The following is a 20,136-nucleotide window of genomic DNA, read 5'->3' on the forward strand; positions in this document are numbered from 1 at the left end:
TTTAATTTCTCGAGAAAAATACTTTCAGACCATAAAAGTTAAAAAAGGTGGTTTTATAATACAATTACAATTTAAACTACATGATACCTCCCGGTATAAAATAGTAAACCAAATGACCTGAATTTTACATAATTTCATTTTATTGTTTAATAAAAATTTGATTGTCAATTAATTAACTTTAATTAAAGAAAGCTTTAACAGGATCTATTTTCTCTGGCTTTCTCAAATAACTAATTTTAGGTAAATCAAAATTAATCACATTTTAAATATTAGGAATTATGAAAAAGAATATCGCCATATTAGCCACAAACGGTTTCGAAGAATCAGAATTAGCATCGCCTAAAGCCTATCTGGAAGAGCAAGGCTGGAATGCAGATATCGTCAGTTTGAAATCTGGAACTATCAAATCTTGGAAAGACGGAAATTGGAGCAACGAATATAATGTTGATGTTGTATTAGATCAGGCAAATGAAGCCGATTACGATGCTTTGGTTCTGCCTGGAGGAGTTATAAATCCTGATTTATTAAGAAGGGAAGAAGCTGCAGTAAATTTTGTACGTTCCTTTTTTGAAAGTAAAAAACCAGTAGCGGCAATTTGTCACGGACCTCAAATTCTGGTAGATGCCGATGTTTTGGAAGGTCGAAAAGTAACTTCGTTCTTTTCTGTTAAAAACGATTTGAAAAATGCCGGAGCACAATGGGAAGACTCAGAAGTTGTCGTAGACCACGGATTAGTAACCAGCCGAAACCCGAATGATTTGCCCGCTTTTAATAAAAAAATGGTGGAAGAAATTAAAGAAGGAATACATGAGCGCCAGAGAGTTTAAAAGATATTTTTTTTTAGATTTATTAAATTATATAAAAATGCAAGATCATATTTTGGTCTTGCATTTTTTTTGTGATAAATATTGTGGGGCTTTGACTTCGCTCTGCCAGACAAATGTTTACATGCAGTTTGTCATCCTGAGGAACGAAGGATCACACGCGCATATCGACAAAGATTGGTGATTTAGTTTATTTTTTCTAGTTAATGCATAAAAAAACTCGATCTCATGGATCAAGGTTTTGTTTCAAAGTTTTTGGTTTTTATTTGTTAACTATAATTGTAATGTAAGCAAATAAAGAATGAAAGCAAGTATTATTGATCCAATTCCAACTATCAGTATAGGATCAACTTTATCAAAAAGTTTAGGTTTTTTAGGAAGAGAATATACAATGGCTGTCAAAATAGAGATCGAAAATAAAATCAGAAAAATCCTTTTTCCGCCTCCAGTGTCTACTTCATTTCTGCATCTAAGATCGAGGTATTCTTTATCATTTTTTACCAACGAATGAATTTCACAAGAATTTTGCGTGTTGAAATCATTCAAATCATCTTTTAAAATAGCAACAGAGATGGTATCTCCAGTTTTTATTTCATTTATAACTTCTTCATCATTAACACAACTATAGTCATAACCAGCAATCTCAAAAGTACTTTGATTATTAATGCAATTAAATTCTATCCATTTTTTGCTTCTTTTTCCTTTTCTTTCTTTGAATTTAGGAGGGTTTGAAATGATTAGGTTTTCGTAAACTTCAAGATCTGACTGTTCTATGGCATAACTTCCACTAATGACTTTGATAAAAAAGTAAGCTCCAAAAATGAGACACAATACAGATACAACTAAATAACCTTTTTGTTTTTCTTCCCAATCACTAATGCTGTTAATCATATTAAAGTTTGCGATATTTTGTATTCAAAAATAGGAATATTTTTGTAGAGATTTTGGGTTTGGAATTGTTGGTATTTTTGTTGTGCTTTGTTGTCAGTCTGAGCGAAGTCGAAGACCGCATTAGTAGCTCTACAAAGATTGGCGATTATAGGAGCGAGGCTTCGACTTCGCTCAGCCTGACAAATGTTTACGTGCAGTTTGTCATCCTGAGGAACGAAGGATCACACACGCATATCGACAAAGATTGACGATTTAGATTGCGGAGCTTTGACTTCGCTAAACCTGACAAATGTTTCGTCTTTTTTACGTTCTGTTTGTCATTTCGAGGAACGAGAAATCACACTCGCATATCGACAAAGATTGGAGAAATACTTCGCGGAGTTCCTAGTGTGATTTCTCCTTACGTCGAAATGACAAAAATGCGGTTGAAATATAGATTTAGTATATTTGATAAAAGCAATACAGTAATTGAAAGAAAAATCTTTCTTTTTAAAATGGTTTTTCCTATATTTGAAGCTCTTAAATCTTCACATTTAAAATAAAGTAAAATTTGCCTTTGAGATTTGACAAGTAATTCAGATTACAATGTCTTCCAAATAGGCTTTAATTCATTAAATGGAAGACATGAATTCAAACACCCTTTCCAAAGAAGCCGAAACAAGGCTGATTAATTTTTTTAACCATAGCGTAGATCCCGAAGATATGGCTAAAATTTTAAGACAAGTAAATTGCATTTTAGCTCTTGGCGTAATGCGACAACACGAAACCCTCCAAATTGGACTACCAAATTTTGAAGACAATTATTATTGGCTCAATGAATTGGCGGAGATTTTAAATCCTTATTTGAGTGAGGAGTAAGGTTTATAAAATGGAAAAACCTCGATTTTTTTTAAGGTCGAGGTTTTTATTTTTAGATATAATCAGTTAATTACTTTGTGGAAATAGATTGCAAATCCGTGCTATCGGGTTACATTTACATTCTTTCTATGTCTTTTTTGAACTGATTGTGAAAATATTCCATATGATCTTCTTTTGTAAACGTTTTGTAACCTAGTTTCATTTCTTTTACCACTAAAGTTTCAATTTTTTGAATAAATTTTCGCATTTCTACGGGTTTTGGTATCATTGAAAGTTCCTTTACATTTGGCAAATTTTTTCTGAGAATATAAAGGTGCATATTATAATAAATCATTGATATTGTATTGATTTTTATTTTTAGATTGTTTGAATTTGGTAAATATGCATCTGATAAAGTTCTTAGACGTGTAGCTTTTTCCACTAATCTTTCTTCTTTGACAATTTCTATAAATCTGTTTTGAAGCATTATTTTTTTTTCTAATTCAGGCGTTATTTTCTTTCCATTTTCTAAATTTTCTCTAATTTCTCTAGCATCATTGAAAAAGTTAAACAGTGAAGCATAATATCCGTCTATTAGAGTTATAATTTCTAATATTTCTTCAAGTTTACTCATTCTTAATTGTTTGTTGATATCTATTCTGGTATAATATATAGCATAAATTGATGCGAAAAGAGCAATTACTGAAATAATTAAATTAATTTTTGTTTCCATATTATAATTATTTGTTGTAGAAATTGTAATAAGCCATATCAAATTTATTAATTTCTAATTTTCCATGACAATTATTATTGGCTCAATGAATTGGCGGAGATTTTGAATACTTATTTGAGTGAGGAATAGAGTTTGTGAAATGGAAAAACCTCGATTTTTTTTAGGATCGAGGTTTTTTAATACTTAAGAAAATTAGAAAAGACTTATATTTCATCTAATTCCTCTCTCATCAAAGCAATTAATTCATCATTATATTTTTTAACGGTCTTACCTGATTCTTCTAATTGCCTTTGATTCTCATTTATACTATGTTTATCATCATTCATTATTAGTAAAGGCAAATCATTTAAAGTTTTATTACTATCTGCGATTGTTTTGTCAAAAGCTAAATTCAGCATATCAAGTTTTTGAATCACTTTTTCGCTAGCAATCAACCTAATAGTATTAGTTTCCTGTTTAATCCTAATCAAATCTTTACTAGCTTCAAATGTTAACTTTTGCATCTCATTACTCATCGTCGTTATCGCCTTCATTTGACCTTCATGATCTTGAGCATTTAAAAACTCAGTCATAAAATTATTTACGATTAATGTCATTTTCTCTTGAGATTTAGTGGTATTATCTTTTGTGAATTGATCTAAAAACTGGAAAAAAGAAACGTATTGATCTCTTTTGCTTTCGTATTTATATCTTCTTTTAGAGATCTCTAATTGATGTTCTTTTTTGAGTTCTTCTAATTCTTTACTATATTTTGATTTTATTTTTTCAGCTTGCTCAATTAACTTTTTATTTTCTGATTTTAAAGCGTCTATTTTTGCTTTCTCCTGAATATAAGTTTTGAAATATAAACCTGAAATAGTAATTATAATTCCAATTAAATATATTTCCATTTAGTTTGTTTAAATTGTTTATTCTTTAAAGATAATTATAATGGTCTAAATTATATTGCAATTTTTACAAATGCACTAATAAAACGATAACAACTGATAAGAGACCATGTTGTAATAAAAAAAATTATAATTTCATAAAAGTCTTTGATTGGAAAAGTGCATGTAGAAAAAATGAAAATATACAAGACTCCTATTATTATGGTAAAAAATGAGAGCCAAATTGCGTTTATTAAATAATTTTTGAAAAGATTGAATGTTTCAGAATCTTCTTTAATTGCCCTAATGTATTGATTATCTAGTGAATTAATTATTGTCAAAACCGTAATTAAAAATCCAATTAATATTCCAAAAAGTGACATGTTCACTTCTACTAAACCGATAAAGTTAAATTTTATATTGCCACCTATTAAAAGAAAAAATAGTAATAATATAGTTGATATAATAATGGGGTAATTCATTTCCCATCTAGCTATTAGTGTATATTTTTTTTTACATTCCATATTAAATTATAGTCTATACGCTTCATCTAATTTAGGTTTTCTTTTCAAATAAAAACCTTCTATTTGAGTGATTTTCTCTTTAATTGAAAATTTAGTTATAGTTGTAACTTGTTCAACCTGTATGTAATCAGAAATTCGATTAGTTATTAAATCAATAGGCTCAATTTTACCAGAATCTAAATCTACAATATCTACTTTAAACTTTGTTACTTCATGCTTGAATCCGACAGATGAAATTGCAAAATTTGCCAATTGTTTTATAGCTTTAAAATTTAAAAATTTATTTCTATCAGTTCCTGCTGCAATTTTTACATCTATATATGATCCGTCAATTGTGTCAACTAAATCTTTTGTTTCCATTACTCCTTTAATTCTAGATTTTTTTTCTGGAACATTATCTAAACTGAGCATTTTTATTTCCAAATTTCGGACTCCCTTAGAGTTCAAGAATTTTTCATAGTCATTTGTTGAAGTAACCACAATTATTTCAAAACTAGGCAGATTGAAATTTTGTCTTAATAAATTACAAAATGATTCTAGTGTTGGACCAGGAACTTTACTTTCAATAGCAATAATCATATTCTCAGAATCATAAAAAAAAGCAGCATCATATCCTAATCCATTAAAACCATTAATATTTATAGCTTCAAGCTTTTTATTTTCTTGATTCCATTTTGGAGGAATGTTCTTTTCTTGGGTGTATACCAAAGCGCCACCTAAATATCTAACATTTATTTCTCTTGATTCTATAGCTGAAACAGTACCATCTCCTTGATCTATAAACTGAACTTTTAAATTTTTAAAACTAATTGCTTTTTTAAATTTTGATTTTACATCCTTAATTTTTTGAGTTGGAGCATTTTTTAAATTTACTTTTATCTGATAGTAATTTATTTTTGTTTTTTTGTATTTTTTTGCCATTACTTCTAGTTCTTAAAGTTACTTTATTTGTTTTGTAAAATTAAAGTTGTTGGTTTTTAGGTATTTACATTTTTGTGAAATTAAACATAAAAAAAGGAGTATCATTATGGAAAACCATAATCTATAAAATTTAAAATAGCAAGTGTATGAATAAATAAAGATGTATTAGTAAGTATTTATACCTGATTTGTATTAAACAAAAAAAGGACAGTCCCTCTAATTAAAGAAGAACTGCCCTTTTAGGCAAATTTTTAAATTTGCATTCCTAAGAATGCGTACAGTTTTTGGTAATCACTAAATTGAAGACTAAACGCAGGTTATTCGTTTATGACATCGCCTTCCTTAGTTTCTTCGCTGGCAATTTTTACCAGTTTATCGTTTGGAGTTAAGTCGCCGAAAATTTCAATTTTATCTTCGATTTCTCTTCCTTTTTTAATGTCAACTCTTGTGGCTTTGTGGTTTACTACTTTTACCACATAAATTCCTTCTGCAGAACTTACTACGGCAGATTTTGGTACTACAAAAGTGCTGTCTTTCGCGTTAAGCGGTAATAAAACTTCGGCAACCATTCCAGGTAATAAATTTCCTTTGGTGTTGTGTACGTCCATTTCGACTCTTTCAGAACGCAGTTTTAAATCTAAAGCGCCAGACATTCTTGTAATTTTTGCTGTAAAAGTATCTGGTAGCGATTTTACATTAAAACTCATTTCGTCGCCTGGGTGCAAATATCCTGTGTACAATTCTGGAACAGAAACCGCCAAACGCAATTTGCTTTGCTCTTGAATCGTTAATAAAGGCAAATCTGAACCTTTTCCTGCTGGACCAACAAATGTTCCTAAATTCACATTTCTAGCCGCTACAACACCATCAAAAGGAGCACGAATTTCTAAGTAACCTCTCATGATCGAGATTTCTTTGTGCGCTGCAATTGCTGCCTGATATTGTGCGTAATCAGAATTCTTTTTACCGCTTGCCATTTCTAAATCGTTTTTAGAAATCGTTCCTTCAACTTTGCTTGTTTCATACAAACGGTTGTAAGTGCTTTTGCTGGTTGCGTAAATGGCTTCCATAGATTTCAATCTCGATTCAGCCGCTGCTACTTGCGAGCTTATTTCTGGCGCTTCTAAAACAATTAAAAGCTGTCCTTTTTTTACTTTCGTTCCAATATCAACTTTTAAAGTTTTTACGAAACTGCTCACTTTTGCATACAAATCAACTTGTTGAAAACCGGTTAATTCAGCTGGCAAACGCAATTCTGTTGTTAGTTTTTCTTTCGATAAAAGGAAAGTTTCAACTTTAGGTTCTATTTCTGCTTTCGCAGTTTCTTCTTTTTTCTTTTCACAGCTTAGTACAACTAAAGCTGTAAATAGTATCGCTGTAGATTTTATAATGTTACTTTTCATTTTTTGGTTTTATATATGTTTTATAAGTATGCGGAAAGTATTAAAATGTATCCAGTGTTATCGCAACGATTTGACTTTCGACTTTTGACTTTATGACTTTCCAACTTTTGACTTACTCAATGATGAAATATAATGGATGCTTTCTTCGTCCTCAGGATCTAAAGAAACAGATTGTGTCGATGTTTTTTCTTGTGCCCACGCAAATATCTGCGGAAGGATTAATAATACGGCAAAAGTAGAAAATAATAATCCACCGATAACCGCTCTTCCTAACGGAGAAACTTGATCGCCTCCTTCGCCGTGTCCGATTGCCATTGGCAACATACCCATAATCATGGCAACAGATGTCATGATAATTGGACGAAGACGTAACGCAGCAGCTTCACGAGCCGATTCTAAGGCATTTCCGTTTATTTTTCGAAGCTGTTCGGCATTCGTTACCAAAAGTACGGCATTGGCAATAGAAACTCCAACCGACATGATGATTCCCATATACGATTGCAAGTTTAATGTTGAACCAGTTAAAGTAAGCATTAATAACGATCCTAAAACTACGGCTGGAACCGTTGTTAAGATTACTAACGAAACTTTGAACGATTGGAAATTAGCGGCCAACATTAAGAAGATTACGAATACGGCAACCAATAATCCTGTTTGTAAACTACTTAATGTTTCGGTCAATACAGTACTTAATCCAATTGGCGTAACAAACAAACCACGAGGCAATTCGCCCAATGAACTAATTGTTTTGCTCACATCTTTTGAAGCCGTCCCCAAATCGGTTTGATAGATGTTTGCAGTCACGGTAATGTACGGCATGGCCCCTAAATTGTCATTTTCACCGCTTACAAAGCCCGGTGTAATTTTGGCAACGTCGCTTAATACAGGACGAAGCGAGTTTTTCAATACCGGAATTTCTCCAATATCGGTTTTGCTTTTCATTTTATTTAAAGGCACTTGAACCTGAACAGAATAGGATAATCCTGCTTTTTCGTCTACCCAGTTATTTTTTTCAGTATAACGAGAAGATGAGGTTGAAGCCACAAGCGAACGCGAAATATCATTCATATCAACTCCTAATTCGGCAGCACGAGTTCTGTCAATATCAATATTCATTGCTGGATAATGAATTGGCTGTCCGATTTGCACGTCTCTGAAATACGAAATTGCTTTTAACTTGTCTACAATTTGAGTCGCGTATAATTCGTTTTTCTTTTTGTCTTTTCCAGCAACTCGAATCTCAATTGGAGTAGGAGAACCTTGGCTTAAAACTTTATCCGTTAATTCGATTGGTTCAAAAGAAAGTTTAGTATCAGGAAGTACTTTTTTAAGTCTTGCTCTAAACTCATCTTTAAAATCATCCATATCTTCCTCGTAGTCTTTTAAACTTACTTGGAAAACCGCTTCGTGAGAACCAGCCATGAACAGATAAATCGGGTTGATTGAGAATAGAGAAGGGTGCTGGCCGACATATACAGATGTGATTCCGATATGATCTTTACCCACCATTTTTTCCAATTCTTTTAAAACAATTCTAGCTTGTTCTTCAGTTCTTTCCAAACGCGTTCCGTCAATGGCACGCATTCTCAACTGAAACTGACTAGAATTGGTTCTTGGGAATACGTCTTTTCCGATGAAATTAATGAACAGAATTGCTAAAAGTGTTGCTCCAACCAAATAGGTTACAGTCGTTATTTTTTTGTGAACAAACAAACGGTCTAAAGTTCGCATAAAACGAATCTTGAAACGTTCGAAAGCACTAATTTTTCCGTTGTTATTAGTATCTGCTCTTTCTACATAATCCTTTTTCTGAGTGATTAGATTTTGTTCTGATTCTGGCGTTATACCGCTGTCATTAAATTCAGCTTCATCATCTGTAATTTCTGGTCCGTGTACATGTTTTTCATGTCCTTTCATCATCCAGTTAGCCATTACAGGAACAAATGTCTGCGAAAGCAAGAATGAAATAACCATTGAAAAACCAATTGCTAAAGCTAAAGGCAAGAACAACGCTCCAGGAATACCAACCATAGTAAATGCTGGCGCAAATACGGCTAGAATACAAAGAAGGATCAATAATTTAGGCAATGCAATTTCCTGACAGGCATCCCAAATGGCGAGTGCTTTTGGTTTTCCCATGTCGAGATGCTGGTGAATATTTTCGATTGTTACCGTACTTTCATCCACCAAAATACCAATCGCCAATGCCAATCCTGACAGCGACATTAAGTTGATCGTTTGTCCGAATAATTTTAGGAATAAAACTCCAGAAATAATCGAAATCGGAATCGTCATAATTACGATTAATGCTGCACGACGGTCACCCAAGAATAATAAAACCATTAATCCTGTTAGAACCGCACCAATAATTCCTTCAGTAATCAAACTTTTAACCGAGTTGATTACATAAACCGATTGGTCAAATTCATACGTAATATTTACATCTTCAGGAAGCGTGCTTTGAATTTTAGGAAGTTCTTTTTTCAATTTCTGAACCACATCCCAAGTCGAAGCGTCTCCTGCTTTTGCAATACTAATGTAAACTGAACGTTTTCCGTTTACTAAAGCATAACCTGCCGTGATATCGGCACCGTCTTTTACGGAAGCAACATCGCCTAGTTTTAAGTTCTGAACACCGCCTTTAAATAACGGAATCTGTTCAAAATCTTTAACTTCTTTAATGGTATTATTAGTTGGCGTAATATAGTTTTTGTCGCCCATACGCACGTTTCCAGATGGAGCCGTTTGGTTGTTCAAACGAATCGCATCAACAATCTGATCTGGCGTCATATTATGAGAACGCAATAAATCTGGATCTACGTTTACCTCAATAGTTCTTGGACTTCCTCCAAAAGGAGCTGGAGATAATAATCCTGGAATTGCAGTAAACGAAGCACGAACATAAACGTTGGCTAAATCCTGCAGTTCGTTGTTTGAACGTATTTTACTGCTCAAAACCAATTGTCCAATTGGAAGTGAAGAAGCATCAAAACGAATGATAAACGGAGGCTGTGTTCCCGGAGGAAAAGCCGCTTGGATTCTGTTTGAAAGCGCACTTAACTCGGCAGCAGCCTGAGCCATATTGGTTCCTTCATAATAGGTTAATTTCATAATCATTAACCCCTGAATATTTTTGGTCTCTACCGATTTGATACCATTCGAGAAAGGTAAAACGTTTACGTAGTTTTTGGCAAAATAAGCCTCCATCTGATCTGGCGTATAACCTCCAAACGGATGCGCAATATAGATAACCGGCAAATTCATTTTTGGCAGAATGTCTACCTTAATGTCTTTGATGGCACCAATTCCGAAGAAAAATAGACCCGCAACCAATACTAAAATGGAAATGGGTTTGCGGAGTGCAAAACGTATTAAATTCATTAGGATTTATAATTAAAATTCATTTATAAATAAGTCAAAATTTCCTGTTGCAGCGACTTTCAATAAGTACGATTGCCACACATTGTTATTGACAATATCTCGATCGATTTCAGCGCGATTTAAAACATACATCGTTTGTGTTAAATCAGTCAAATCAGTTAAACCATTTTTGTATAAAGTCGATTTCTGTACATAAGCTCTTTTTGCAGCATCCACCTGAATCGGAGCTTCAGCATAGTTTTCCAAAGTGATTTTGATCTTATCTTCGGCAAAATTCAATTGCGATTTCAATTCTCTATCGGCCTGATTGTATTCTTCCTGCAATGCCTGAGAAACAAATTTCTGAGCGCTAACTTGTTTGCTTGATCTGAAAGGAGTTGTTAAATTCCATGTAATTCCAACACCAACCAAATAATTGGTACGATCAGGATTTACGCCATCCCAATAATTTCTGCTAAAAGCGTTTTGGTCTGTAGCATAAGTATTGTCAAATCCTGAAGCTCTGGTTTGTAAAACCCCAAAAGCACTCATGGTCGGATAATAAAATCTCTTATACAATTTAACCTGCTGGTTGCTGTAATCGATTTTCGTTTTATAGAATTGTAATAAAGGGTGAAGACTATCTGTAGAAGCTTCTTTTGTTACTAATTCCTTCGGAATCTGAGTTACAAATAAAGTATCTGTAACGAAATCCTGAGGCGCAACGCCCATTAAATCGACTAATTTGTTGTTTTGTTCTTTAACGAAGTTTCTAGCAAGGTTTAAAGCGATTTTAGCTTTAGAAACCTCGGCTGTAGCCAAAGTAGAATCGACTCCGGCCAATAATCCGTTTTTAACTCTCGCTGCAGCAGTCTTTTTGAAAACTTCTGCACGATCTAAATTCTTTTGCTGTGAAATCACTAATCTCTGGCTCGCCAATAGATTGAGATAAGCAGCCGAAATTTTGATTTCTTGCTGGAATTTTTCCTGCTGTAAATCTTTTTCTTTAGCCTGAACATCAATTTTAGATAAATTGATTTTTTCCTGTGTTTTTCCGAAAGTGAAAAAATCCCAGTTCATGTTGACTAAATAAAGTGCGCCAAAAGCCGAATTCCAGTTTTGTTCTGGTAACGGAAGTCCTGATGAAGCAACTCCTAAACCTCCAAAACCATAAAGCGGTCCGTTTTGTCCGTTTACAGTTCCGTAATCCTGCTGTGCCGATAAATTTAAGTTTGGCAGGTAATCACGTCGAGATTGTTTTAGAGTCTCTTTTGATGCATTGGCGTAATTGTTTTTTGCTCGGATAGAACCGTAGTTTTCAAGACCTATCTTTAATGCTTCTTTTAAAGACAGGGTTTGAGCATAACCGATTGAGGCAAAAATCAATAAAAATAATAAGGTAATTTTTTTGAAATACATAAACTCAAGGTGTGAATAGAAATGTTTTTGAAGCAACAAATTTATTTCTCTTATGCTGATAAAAGTCAGGTTAAGTGATGTACTGCACTAGTAAATGACGAATTGAATTGGTCATTTTTTGAAAAAATTAATTAAATATTTGTTCGTACTTTGTAAACTATTTCAAAATTAAGAATGAACAAAAAAATTGATAACATACTGGATAACAAATGGTGGCAGGAGGTTGCCGTTGTCCTTTTCTCCTTTACAATATATACCCTAAAAAATGATTGGATGTTATTTAGTTCATTCATTTCTATTGCAATGGGTATATTTTTCTATTGCGTTTTGTACATGCATGCCCAGTTTAATCGCTTTTTTCTCCTTCCGATTTTATTCAAAGCAAACAAACCTTTTACCTATATCATTTTAACGCTTTTTGGAGTTTTTGTATTTTCTGTCATTTTGTATGAAATTACAAGGATGGATATGTTTGCCAAATGCCATTTGTATCAAAACTCGCATCAGAGAAGTTATGCGTACCAATTGGCGAGTGTTTTAGGAACTTTGGTCTGCATTCTGAGTCCGATTATTGTTTTTAAGTTTTATCGTATTCACAGAAAACAAACCGATGCGGCTTTATTGTTCAATCAAATGCAATTAAATTCATTGAAAGGACAATTAAATCCGCATTTTTTGTTCAATACTTTTAATACACTGTACGGAATCAGTCTGGAGTTTCCAGACAGAACGCCAGATTTGATTATGAAGGTTTCGCAGTTAATGCGTTATCAATTGGAAAGCAATAGCAAACAATGCGTATCTTTAGAAGATGAACTGGAGTTTATAAATAGTTATGTGCAGCTAGAAAAGGAGCGTGTAGGCTATCGTTGCGATATTACTTTTGAAAGCGATGTTGATAATGAAAACGCCTATAAAATCTCTCCAATGCTTTTAATTGCGTTTATCGAAAATGCTTTTAAACACGGAACCTGTGCTATCGAAAGGTGTTTTGTAAAAATTACAATTTCGGTAGAAAACGGATTGCTTCATCTTCATGTTGCCAATTCAATTCCGAAGAAAAACGATGTGATTTCTACCAAAATTGGTTTAAAAAATACGATCGAACGTCTGAATTTGATTTATGGAAAAGACTATAAATTAGACATAAAAGACGATAAACAGACTTATATTGTAGATTTAGAAATACAGCTTAAAAAGTTTGTAGGATGAGAGAAACAAAAAGATGCATTATTGTAGACGATGAACCCGCTGCGCATTATGTTCTGGCCAATTATATCAAACAGAATCCGCAGTTAGAATTGGTTTTTCAAGGTTATAACGGCATTGAAGCGATGAATTATCTCAGAGAAAATCCAGTCGATTTAATGTTTCTAGACATCAATATGCCTGAAATTTCAGGAATGGAATTGCTTAAAATTCTTCCGACGCATCCTAAAACTATTTTAACCACAGCATATTCTGAATTTGCTCTTGAAAGTTACGATTATGGTGTAATTGATTATTTGCTGAAGCCGATTTATTTTCCAAGATTTTTAAAGGCAATTGACCGTTTTTTTGCGACAGAAAGCGTGAAGCAAAAAGCAGAAGAAACTGTAAATTCGGTTAGCGTAAAAGTCGACGGCTATTTGATGGATATCGAATTGGATCAGCTTTTATACGCGCAGAGTTTTGGCAATTATGTAAAACTTCACACGACAAAAAGAACTTATCTGGCTTCTATCACGACAACAGAATTTGAAAAGTGTCTTCCAGAAAAGAGTTTTATGCGTATTCATAAATCATATATCGTGGCGCTTGATAAAATTGATGCAACTGAAAAAGATTTTGTGGTGATTAAAAACGAAAGAATCCCAATCGGAATTACTTATAAAAGAGAACTAACAGACCGATTAAAAAAACTCGAATTATAATTGAATACTTGATTTTAAAGGAGTTTTTTCTTCGGATAAAAAATGTTAATTTCTTCATCTTATCGTAAGATAAAAATTATTAATTTTAATACGTTGCTAAAGTTTAATTTTAAAAAATGAAACTATGAAAAACGTGTTTTTATCTTTTACTTTTTTATGCAGTAGTTTTTTAATAGCCCAAGAGGGAACCAATATGAAAAAGGAAATCACGCCTCCAGAAAAGGTTCGATTTGCTTTTGAGAGAGAATATCCAGGAAAAGTACCGGTCTGGTCTGAAGAATATGTTGGAGACGATGCAGATGAGATTCGATTTGAAGCAAGATACAATGTAGATGACAGAACAAAAGCCGTAGCGATTTACGATAATCTAGGAAACATGAAAGCTTATGAGCTCCAGATTCCGTTTAAACAATTGCCAATAAAGGCGCAGTCTTATCTAAAAAAGAATTATAAGGCAAAAGCCATTCAAGAAATTGCAATGGTAGTAGACGATAAGAAAAAAACAACCTACGAAGTTGGTATAGAAAAAGACTCTAAATTTTATGATATTGTTTTTGATGCAGAGGGAGGTTTTGATGTCTCTGTAGAAAAAAAATAAAACGCTTACTAATTCAAATATTATTTGAAATGACAAACCCGATAAGTTTTTAATGCTTATCGGGTTTTGTTTTTTTAGTTATTTTGTTTCATGTTTCATGTTTTAAGTTTAACCGCAAAGAGCGCTAAGGTTTACGCAAGGTTCGCAAAGTTTTTTACATATAGCTTTGCGAACTTTGCGTTTATATAACATAAAGCTTAGAAAAAACCTTGCGCTCTTTGCGGTTAAAACACACAAAGAATATCAACTTGAAACTTGAAACTTCTTTTACAACATCATTCCTCCAGAAACTTCAATTCTTTGGGCATTTACCCAACGAGCTTCTTCTGTACATAAAAAGGCAACAACACCGCCAATATCATCAGGAAGACCAACTCTTCCTAAAGCAGTCACAGAAGCAATTTGCTGATTCATTTGCTCATTGTCGCGAACAACTCCGCCGCCAAAATCGGTTTCGATAGCGCCAGGTGCAACTATATTGGCTCTAATTTTTCTAGTTCCTAATTCTTTTGCCTGATATTTTGTCAAAGTTTCCATTGCGCCTTTCATAGAAGCATAAGCCGCATAACCTGGGAAAGAGAATCTAGCCAAACCAGTTGAAATATTTAAAATTCCGCCGCCGTCATTCATTACGTCAAGCCCTTTTTGTGTTAAGAAAAATGGTCCTTTGAATTGAATATTAGTTAATTGATCAAATTCTGCTTCAGTTGTTCCAATGAAAGAATTGTGAATTCCTATCCCAGCGTTGTTTACCAAAAAATCAAATTTGTCAGTTTTAAAAGTGTTTTTTAGTGTTGCTTCTACTTCTTTAAAGAAAGAATCAAAAGTTCCTGATTCAGCAACGTTTAATTGTAATGAAGCTGCTCTTTGACCTAAGCTTTCAATTTCCGAAACTACAGCTTCAGCTTCTTCTTTTTTACTGTTGTACGTGATAATTACGTCAAGTCCTTTTTTTGCAATCGCAATTGCCATGTTTTTTCCTAAACCTCTGCTACCACCTGTAACTAGAGCTATTTTTGTGTTTACTGCCATTTTTTATAATTGTTAATTGTGAGTTGTTAATGGTAAATTATTAATGATGAATAGTGAGATGTCAAATGTTTTTTGCCTTTTTTAATTAACAATTCACCATTCATAATTAACAATTAAGAAGCATGCATTGCATTAAAATGATTTCTCAATTCTTCTGCGCTTGCGTTTAATCTTGTTTCGCTAGTTCCGAAAGTTAGTTCTTGTCGGCCTTCTTTTAATTGTTCGAAAATAGATTCGATAAAACTGCTTACGCTTGGATGTACGTCGTGAAGACCAATTCCGCCTAAATCGGTGTTTAATGCTGGTGGAATAATTTCTATAACTTCAATATTTTTAGCTTTCAGCAAATGACGAAGCGAAAGTGTAAATGATCTAAAAAAAGCTTTTGTAGCCGAATAAACAGGAACTTTTGCAAAAGGAGAAAATGCCAATCCCGAAGTTGTATTCATTACGGTTTTAAGAGATGGCAACTGAATGAATAATGAAGTTAAATGCAAAGGCGCTTCGATATTTGTTGCAAGCTCATTTTTCATGTTGACATAAAAATCAGCATCTGTTATGTTCATCCAGTTTTGAATTCCAGCATTATTGACTAAAACATTTAAGTCAGGATGATTTTCATTAATCCATTCATAAAGTGCAACGCGTTCTTCTTCTAAAGACAAGTCACATACTTTAGTAATAATTGACGGAAATTTAGCTTTTACTTCTTCCAAAAGAGAAGCTCTTCTTCCGCAAATAATCACGGTATTGTTTTCTTGAATGAATCGTTCTGCAAGTCCAAGTCCGATACCGCTTGCACCGCCAGTTATTAAAATTTTGTTGTCTGATAAATTCATCTTTTCGTTCTTTTAATTTGATGAGACAAAGGTAGGAGCGAAGTAGAGTTGGGGAGTTGTAAATATCAAACCGATGTTTGCGAAATTCAAATCAGAGTTGTAAAATTCCAATTTTTTGAAAATCCAAATTCCAAGTTTCAAGTTTAACCGCAAAGAACGCTAGGGATTCCGCAAGGTTCGCAAATTTTTTTACATAAAGCTTTGCGGACTTTGCGTTTATATAGCATAAAGCTTAGAAAAAACCTTGCGTACTTTGCGGTTAAAACACACAAAGAATATCAATTTGAAACCTGAAACCTGAAACAAAATTTAAGCTCTAAAAGCAATCGGCGTGTAAGAAGTCTGTTTTTTAAAGAAATTAGAGAAATGCGCTAATTCTTCAAAACCAAGTGAATAGGCGATTTCAGATATGTTCCAATCGGTTTGTTTTAAAAGTATTTTAGCTTCGTTTGTTAATCGGTTACTGATTAATTCTGTTGTGGTTTTTCCGGTATTTTCCTTTAAAACCTTATTTAAATGATTTACATGCACGGATAATCTCTCCGCAAAATCTTTTGCCGTTCTCAATTCTAATCTTTGATTTGGCGATTCTATAGGGAATTGTCTTTCTAATAATTCAGCAAATAAAGAAGAAACTCTTGCTGCTGAATTGTGTTTAGAATACAATGCTGTGATAGGCTGTAATTTTTGCCCGAAGTGAATTAATTCAGCCACATAATTTCGGATTAAATCATATTTGTAAATATAATCAGAATTAATTTCTTTTTGTATTTTATTGAAAATCAATTCAACTTCTGAAACTTCTTCATCAGAAAGCTGAAAAATCGGATAACCGTCTGAAGCGAAAATTGGAAGTTCGTCCAGATCGATTCCGCTTTTATTTTTAGATAAAAATTCGCTGGTAAAAACACAGAACTGACCACCTTGATTGGTGTCTTGCGGTAAATAATTGTACGGAATTTTTGGTGTTGCAAATAACAATCCTTGTTTTTCGATTTCGATTACTTTATCGGCATACTCCGCTTTGTTGTGACCTCTGATTAAACTTATTTTGTAATAAGCTCTTCTGTCATAAGGCATTCCAGGCTTTCCTTTCATGCGTTCCAAAAGTTCTTTAATATCAAAAACATTAAAATGCCCGATTTCTTTTTGAATGTCGTTTGGCAATAACGAAGTGGGATCAACAGTTGAACCTTCGGTAATATCTTGGTAAAATGAATCTAGGGATTTCATATCGTAATGAATTGCGAAATTCAAATATACGAAAAAATGTTTTTTGCCACGAAGACGCTAAGGCATGAAGTTTTTTTATATTGTTGTGCAATTTTATTTGTATTTCGCTACAATCTTTGACTAAGTTTTTTCGCATTTTAAGGAATTACTTAAAAAATCTTTGCGCTTTAGCGTCTTTGCGGCTAAAAAAATTAAAACAAACTTCCTTGTACAAACTCTGGTTCAGGATTACTCCCGAAAGGAAAAGAATCAATTACAAAAAACTGTTTTACTTTGGGATCAAATTCTCTTAAAACAATTTCATTGCATTCAAATTCAATATTGATTGTGGTAAAAAGTTCTGATGCAATTTTGAGATTCTCTGGTGTTAATCTTCGCCCAATCGAAAGGTGTGGATTATCACTTTTTTTGAGTTTTAAAAACTTGAAGGTTTCATGAATCTTTTTCATGATAGGCACCAGATTATTTTCTGAATCTTTGGTTACGCCTATAAAAAAAGCACCGCTATTTTGGAATGCATCAAAATGATCTAATGAAACTGGAAAAGGCGTAAAAGTATCCGAAATTTTAGAAAGCTTTTTTTTGATTGAATCGATCTCAGACTCGTCGATTGTAAATTCACAAATCGTAATATGCGCTTCAGAATTGCAGCTGTTGTACCAATTGATTTTGCTTTTTAGAAAGTCTTTCAGTTTTTTAACGGGTTCAACCAGTGCTTTAGAATAAAATACAACCGAATATGTTTTTTCCATTTTTTAGGCTTTGAATGACAAATTTAGAGTTTTCCTTTCAAATGTAATCGGTGCAGGATTTCAGATTTTAATAGTCCGCTTCCGCCTCCAAAATGTTCAATGACTTCAACATCTGGTTGAGTTTTTAAGCAGAAAGCAGTAAATTCTTTTTCAATATGATCTTCAATCGCAGAACTCAAAAGAACAATATCGATTTTATTGTTTTGAAAGTGCTCTTGCGCTTCTTTTTCGTTATTAAAAGCAATCGCATTCCAGTTTTCATCTGCATTAACCAGACGTAGTAAAATAGCTAGAATAGCTTCGTTTTTTCCGAGTAATAAAAATTGCAGTGTTTTCATTTTCTTTGAGATTCTAAGATACTAATGAACCAAGTTTAGAATTATCTAATTGTGAGATTCTTTCATTATCTAATTAGTTTCACTTGCAAATGTAATCAGGGTTTTGAAAAAAGAGACTTAATCTAGAATAAGAAATACGTTTTTTTGAATCTTTTTATCATATTTCTTGAGTCTGATCTAGTATTTTCTTTCACAAATTTACGTTAAATAGGATTTTGACAATATTTTGCGGTACAATTACTTAAGGTTTTAATTTAAAGTTAAGAATGTTAATTTTTTCACACAATGAGGAAAACCGTAAGGTTATCTATCTTGTGAATCCTAATTTTGGCCTGTAGAAATTTGAAAAAGATGATAGCCTTTACCTTTTTGGGTATCATTAAATTTCTATAGAAAACTGTTTTTGGAGAAACGTTTTTACATTGAATTTTGACATATTCATTTGATCGTGGGTAATTGTATATAAGTTTGCAATATACATTAATGTCTAATTTTTAGGGGTTTTAAGATTAAGTCGACGGACATAATTTTAAGACCCTTTTTTTACCACAATAATGAAAAGCCAATTAACCAGAACTGAATAAAATCAGTGGTTATTTTAAATTTTTGAGGCGAAAACCCATAGTAGCTTTTAAATGCTGCAGAAAAATGCGAAACGTCTTTGTAGCCGCACTTATAGGCCGCTTCACTTACTGTTGCAGTTTTATTTTGAAATAATTCTTTAGCGTGCTCCATTCTGAGTTTAATAATATAGCCTTTAACAGTGGTTCCAAAACAAGCTTTAAAACCCTTTTTTAATTTGAATTCGTTTAATGAAATAAGTCTCGAAAGTTCGGGTAGAGTTGGTGTGTTTCTATAATCGTTTTCTAGTATTCTTTTTGCTTCTAAAAGTTTTTCGAAATCTTCTTCTTTGATTTTATCTGTTTCTAAAGGTTTGATAATTAAAGTTTCAAGCTGATGAATTAGAAGTTCTTTAATTTTACTTTCGATATAAATTCTTTTTAAAACGCCTTCTCGCGTACAATTTTTTATTTCAGATGTTACCCACTGTATTGCAGGTGTAAACGGAAGATATTTTGAGGTTAAATAACTGGATTGCTTTTGAAGGATTTTGTTTGAAAATTTTTCGTGTAGCTGCCAGTCTTCATTGATGATGTTGTAATAAAACTCTTTGGAAAGAATTATCGACAAATAGTTGATTTGTGTAAAAGGAGGAATATTAAACGTTGCTTTAAAATTATTGGTGTAGAAAATATTATGCGTATTTTCTTTAGAAAATTTTTCGCTTTCCAATTGATCGATATGGGTTTCTACATTACTGCTGTAAATGAAATTCATGACAACCGATTCTTCGTCAATTTCAAAACTTACAGTTCGAGGTGTCGAATAATACATCTGAGTATCAAGAAGAACCAACCCTTCCGTTATAAGATGACGGCTTACAATTTTTTCGCAATCTCCATTTTGGATATTGACATTTTCTTCGGTTAAAATACTTTTTGGGTAATATTTATCTCCAATTTGAATTTTAATTATAGGCGTTTCTGACGTTAAAAGGGTGGCGTTGATTTTCAAAATTTAATCCGTTTTTACAAAATAATAATCCGTTTTTCCCTATCTTTTTTAAAGACGTTGATGGTACTTTTGCAGTAA

The 20,136-nt window shown here is 32.8% G+C and carries 18 protein-coding genes; 5 read left to right on the forward strand and 13 right to left on the reverse strand.

What is annotated here, in order from left to right:
- Window positions 1-278: 278 nt before the first annotated feature.
- Window positions 279-827, forward strand: coding sequence for a type 1 glutamine amidotransferase domain-containing protein (locus JI750_RS16500; protein ID WP_202004445.1), 549 nt, complete (start codon window positions 279-281; stop codon window positions 825-827).
- 270 nt (window positions 828-1,097) lie between these two features.
- On the opposite strand, the gene JI750_RS16505 is transcribed toward JI750_RS16500, so the two are convergent.
- Window positions 1,098-1,715: a hypothetical protein gene (locus JI750_RS16505; protein ID WP_202004448.1), complete on the reverse strand. Its 618-nt coding sequence runs from the start codon at window positions 1,713-1,715 to the stop codon at window positions 1,098-1,100.
- A gap of 624 nt (window positions 1,716-2,339) precedes the next feature.
- On the opposite strand from JI750_RS16505, the gene JI750_RS16510 reads away from it, so the two are divergent.
- Window positions 2,340-2,573, forward strand: coding sequence for a hypothetical protein (locus JI750_RS16510; RefSeq protein WP_202004451.1), 234 nt, complete (start codon window positions 2,340-2,342; stop codon window positions 2,571-2,573).
- Between the two features lie 115 nt (window positions 2,574-2,688).
- Here the strand turns inward: JI750_RS16510 and JI750_RS16515 are convergent, their stop codons facing one another.
- The 6 genes from JI750_RS16515 to JI750_RS16540 form a co-directional block, all read right to left on the reverse strand.
- Entirely contained in the window at window positions 2,689-3,285 is a 597-nt protein-coding gene (locus tag JI750_RS16515; protein ID WP_202004454.1) for a hypothetical protein, read from the reverse strand.
- Window positions 3,286-3,488: 203 nt separating this feature from the next.
- Window positions 3,489-4,175 (reverse strand): hypothetical protein, encoded by a 687-nt coding sequence (locus JI750_RS16520; protein WP_202004457.1) that lies wholly within the window; start codon window positions 4,173-4,175, stop codon window positions 3,489-3,491.
- Window positions 4,176-4,681: 506 nt separating this feature from the next.
- On the reverse strand, window positions 4,682-5,596 hold the full coding sequence (locus JI750_RS16525; protein WP_202004460.1) for a DUF6731 family protein: 915 nt from the start codon (window positions 5,594-5,596) through the stop codon (window positions 4,682-4,684).
- A gap of 317 nt (window positions 5,597-5,913) precedes the next feature.
- Window positions 5,914-6,999 (reverse strand): efflux RND transporter periplasmic adaptor subunit, encoded by a 1,086-nt coding sequence (locus tag JI750_RS16530; protein WP_202004463.1) that lies wholly within the window; start codon window positions 6,997-6,999, stop codon window positions 5,914-5,916.
- Window positions 7,000-7,089: 90 nt separating this feature from the next.
- Complete coding sequence (locus tag JI750_RS16535) at window positions 7,090-10,380, reverse strand: efflux RND transporter permease subunit (RefSeq protein ID WP_202004466.1); 3,291 nt, start codon at window positions 10,378-10,380, stop codon at window positions 7,090-7,092.
- 12 nt (window positions 10,381-10,392) lie between these two features.
- Window positions 10,393-11,778 carry a TolC family protein gene (locus JI750_RS16540; protein WP_202004469.1) on the reverse strand — a complete coding sequence of 462 codons (1,386 nt, stop codon included), beginning with the start codon at window positions 11,776-11,778 and terminating at the stop codon, window positions 10,393-10,395.
- Window positions 11,779-11,952: 174 nt separating this feature from the next.
- Here JI750_RS16540 and JI750_RS16545 point away from each other — a divergent pair, with 174 nt between their 5' ends.
- The 3 genes from JI750_RS16545 to JI750_RS16555 all read left to right on the forward strand — a co-directional run bounded on the left by JI750_RS16545 (window position 11,953) and on the right by JI750_RS16555 (window position 14,289).
- Complete coding sequence (locus tag JI750_RS16545; protein ID WP_202004472.1) at window positions 11,953-12,990, forward strand: sensor histidine kinase; 1,038 nt, start codon at window positions 11,953-11,955, stop codon at window positions 12,988-12,990.
- The gene (locus tag JI750_RS16550) at window positions 12,987-13,691 is read left to right on the forward strand and encodes a LytR/AlgR family response regulator transcription factor (protein ID WP_111377136.1); all 705 of its coding nucleotides are present in this window, start codon (window positions 12,987-12,989) and stop codon (window positions 13,689-13,691) included. The genes JI750_RS16545 and JI750_RS16550 overlap by 4 nt, the downstream gene beginning before the upstream one ends.
- A 193-nt stretch (window positions 13,692-13,884) precedes the next feature.
- Window positions 13,885-14,289 (forward strand): hypothetical protein, encoded by a 405-nt coding sequence (locus tag JI750_RS16555; protein ID WP_236673064.1) that lies wholly within the window; start codon window positions 13,885-13,887, stop codon window positions 14,287-14,289.
- A 267-nt stretch (window positions 14,290-14,556) separates the two neighbouring features.
- On the opposite strand, the gene JI750_RS16560 is transcribed toward JI750_RS16555, so the two are convergent.
- The 6 genes from JI750_RS16560 to JI750_RS16585 form a co-directional block, all read right to left on the reverse strand.
- Complete coding sequence (locus JI750_RS16560; protein WP_202004478.1) at window positions 14,557-15,321, reverse strand: SDR family NAD(P)-dependent oxidoreductase; 765 nt, start codon at window positions 15,319-15,321, stop codon at window positions 14,557-14,559.
- 113 nt (window positions 15,322-15,434) lie between these two features.
- Window positions 15,435-16,160, reverse strand: coding sequence for an SDR family oxidoreductase (locus JI750_RS16565; protein ID WP_202004481.1), 726 nt, complete (start codon window positions 16,158-16,160; stop codon window positions 15,435-15,437).
- Between the two features lie 309 nt (window positions 16,161-16,469).
- Window positions 16,470-17,393 (reverse strand): helix-turn-helix domain-containing protein, encoded by a 924-nt coding sequence (locus tag JI750_RS16570; protein WP_202004485.1) that lies wholly within the window; start codon window positions 17,391-17,393, stop codon window positions 16,470-16,472.
- A gap of 191 nt (window positions 17,394-17,584) precedes the next feature.
- Window positions 17,585-18,145: a 2'-5' RNA ligase family protein gene (locus JI750_RS16575; protein ID WP_202004488.1), complete on the reverse strand. Its 561-nt coding sequence runs from the start codon at window positions 18,143-18,145 to the stop codon at window positions 17,585-17,587.
- Between the two features lie 23 nt (window positions 18,146-18,168).
- Entirely contained in the window at window positions 18,169-18,483 is a 315-nt protein-coding gene (locus tag JI750_RS16580) for a hypothetical protein (protein ID WP_202004491.1), read from the reverse strand.
- 543 nt (window positions 18,484-19,026) lie between these two features.
- Window positions 19,027-20,058 carry a helix-turn-helix domain-containing protein gene (locus tag JI750_RS16585; RefSeq protein WP_202004493.1) on the reverse strand — a complete coding sequence of 344 codons (1,032 nt, stop codon included), beginning with the start codon at window positions 20,056-20,058 and terminating at the stop codon, window positions 19,027-19,029.
- Between the last annotated feature and the right edge of the window lie 78 nt (window positions 20,059-20,136).

The organism is Flavobacterium tagetis (assembly GCF_016735615.1).
GTDB classification, from domain to species: Bacteria; Bacteroidota; Bacteroidia; order Flavobacteriales; family Flavobacteriaceae; genus Flavobacterium; species Flavobacterium tagetis.

Excerpts from the sequence above, each read along its gene's own strand:
- JI750_RS16500 (WP_202004445.1), top strand. The coding sequence starts at position 279 with ATGAAAAAGAATATCGCCATATTAGCCACAAACGGTTTCGAAGAATCA.
- JI750_RS16505 (WP_202004448.1), bottom strand. The coding sequence starts at position 1,715 with ATGATTAACAGCATTAGTGATTGGGAAGAAAAACAAAAAGGTTATTTA.
- JI750_RS16510 (WP_202004451.1), top strand. The coding sequence starts at position 2,340 with ATGAATTCAAACACCCTTTCCAAAGAAGCCGAAACAAGGCTGATTAAT.
- JI750_RS16515 (WP_202004454.1), bottom strand. The coding sequence starts at position 3,285 with ATGGAAACAAAAATTAATTTAATTATTTCAGTAATTGCTCTTTTCGCA.
- JI750_RS16520 (WP_202004457.1), bottom strand. The coding sequence starts at position 4,175 with ATGGAAATATATTTAATTGGAATTATAATTACTATTTCAGGTTTATAT.
- JI750_RS16525 (WP_202004460.1), bottom strand. The coding sequence starts at position 5,596 with ATGGCAAAAAAATACAAAAAAACAAAAATAAATTACTATCAGATAAAA.
- JI750_RS16530 (WP_202004463.1), bottom strand. The coding sequence starts at position 6,999 with ATGAAAAGTAACATTATAAAATCTACAGCGATACTATTTACAGCTTTA.
- JI750_RS16535 (WP_202004466.1), bottom strand. The coding sequence starts at position 10,380 with ATGAATTTAATACGTTTTGCACTCCGCAAACCCATTTCCATTTTAGTA.
- JI750_RS16540 (WP_202004469.1), bottom strand. The coding sequence starts at position 11,778 with ATGTATTTCAAAAAAATTACCTTATTATTTTTATTGATTTTTGCCTCA.
- JI750_RS16545 (WP_202004472.1), top strand. The coding sequence starts at position 11,953 with ATGAACAAAAAAATTGATAACATACTGGATAACAAATGGTGGCAGGAG.
- JI750_RS16550 (WP_111377136.1), top strand. The coding sequence starts at position 12,987 with ATGAGAGAAACAAAAAGATGCATTATTGTAGACGATGAACCCGCTGCG.
- JI750_RS16555 (WP_236673064.1), top strand. The coding sequence starts at position 13,885 with ATGAAAAAGGAAATCACGCCTCCAGAAAAGGTTCGATTTGCTTTTGAG.
- JI750_RS16560 (WP_202004478.1), bottom strand. The coding sequence starts at position 15,321 with ATGGCAGTAAACACAAAAATAGCTCTAGTTACAGGTGGTAGCAGAGGT.
- JI750_RS16565 (WP_202004481.1), bottom strand. The coding sequence starts at position 16,160 with ATGAATTTATCAGACAACAAAATTTTAATAACTGGCGGTGCAAGCGGT.
- JI750_RS16570 (WP_202004485.1), bottom strand. The coding sequence starts at position 17,393 with ATGAAATCCCTAGATTCATTTTACCAAGATATTACCGAAGGTTCAACT.
- JI750_RS16575 (WP_202004488.1), bottom strand. The coding sequence starts at position 18,145 with ATGGAAAAAACATATTCGGTTGTATTTTATTCTAAAGCACTGGTTGAA.
- JI750_RS16580 (WP_202004491.1), bottom strand. The coding sequence starts at position 18,483 with ATGAAAACACTGCAATTTTTATTACTCGGAAAAAACGAAGCTATTCTA.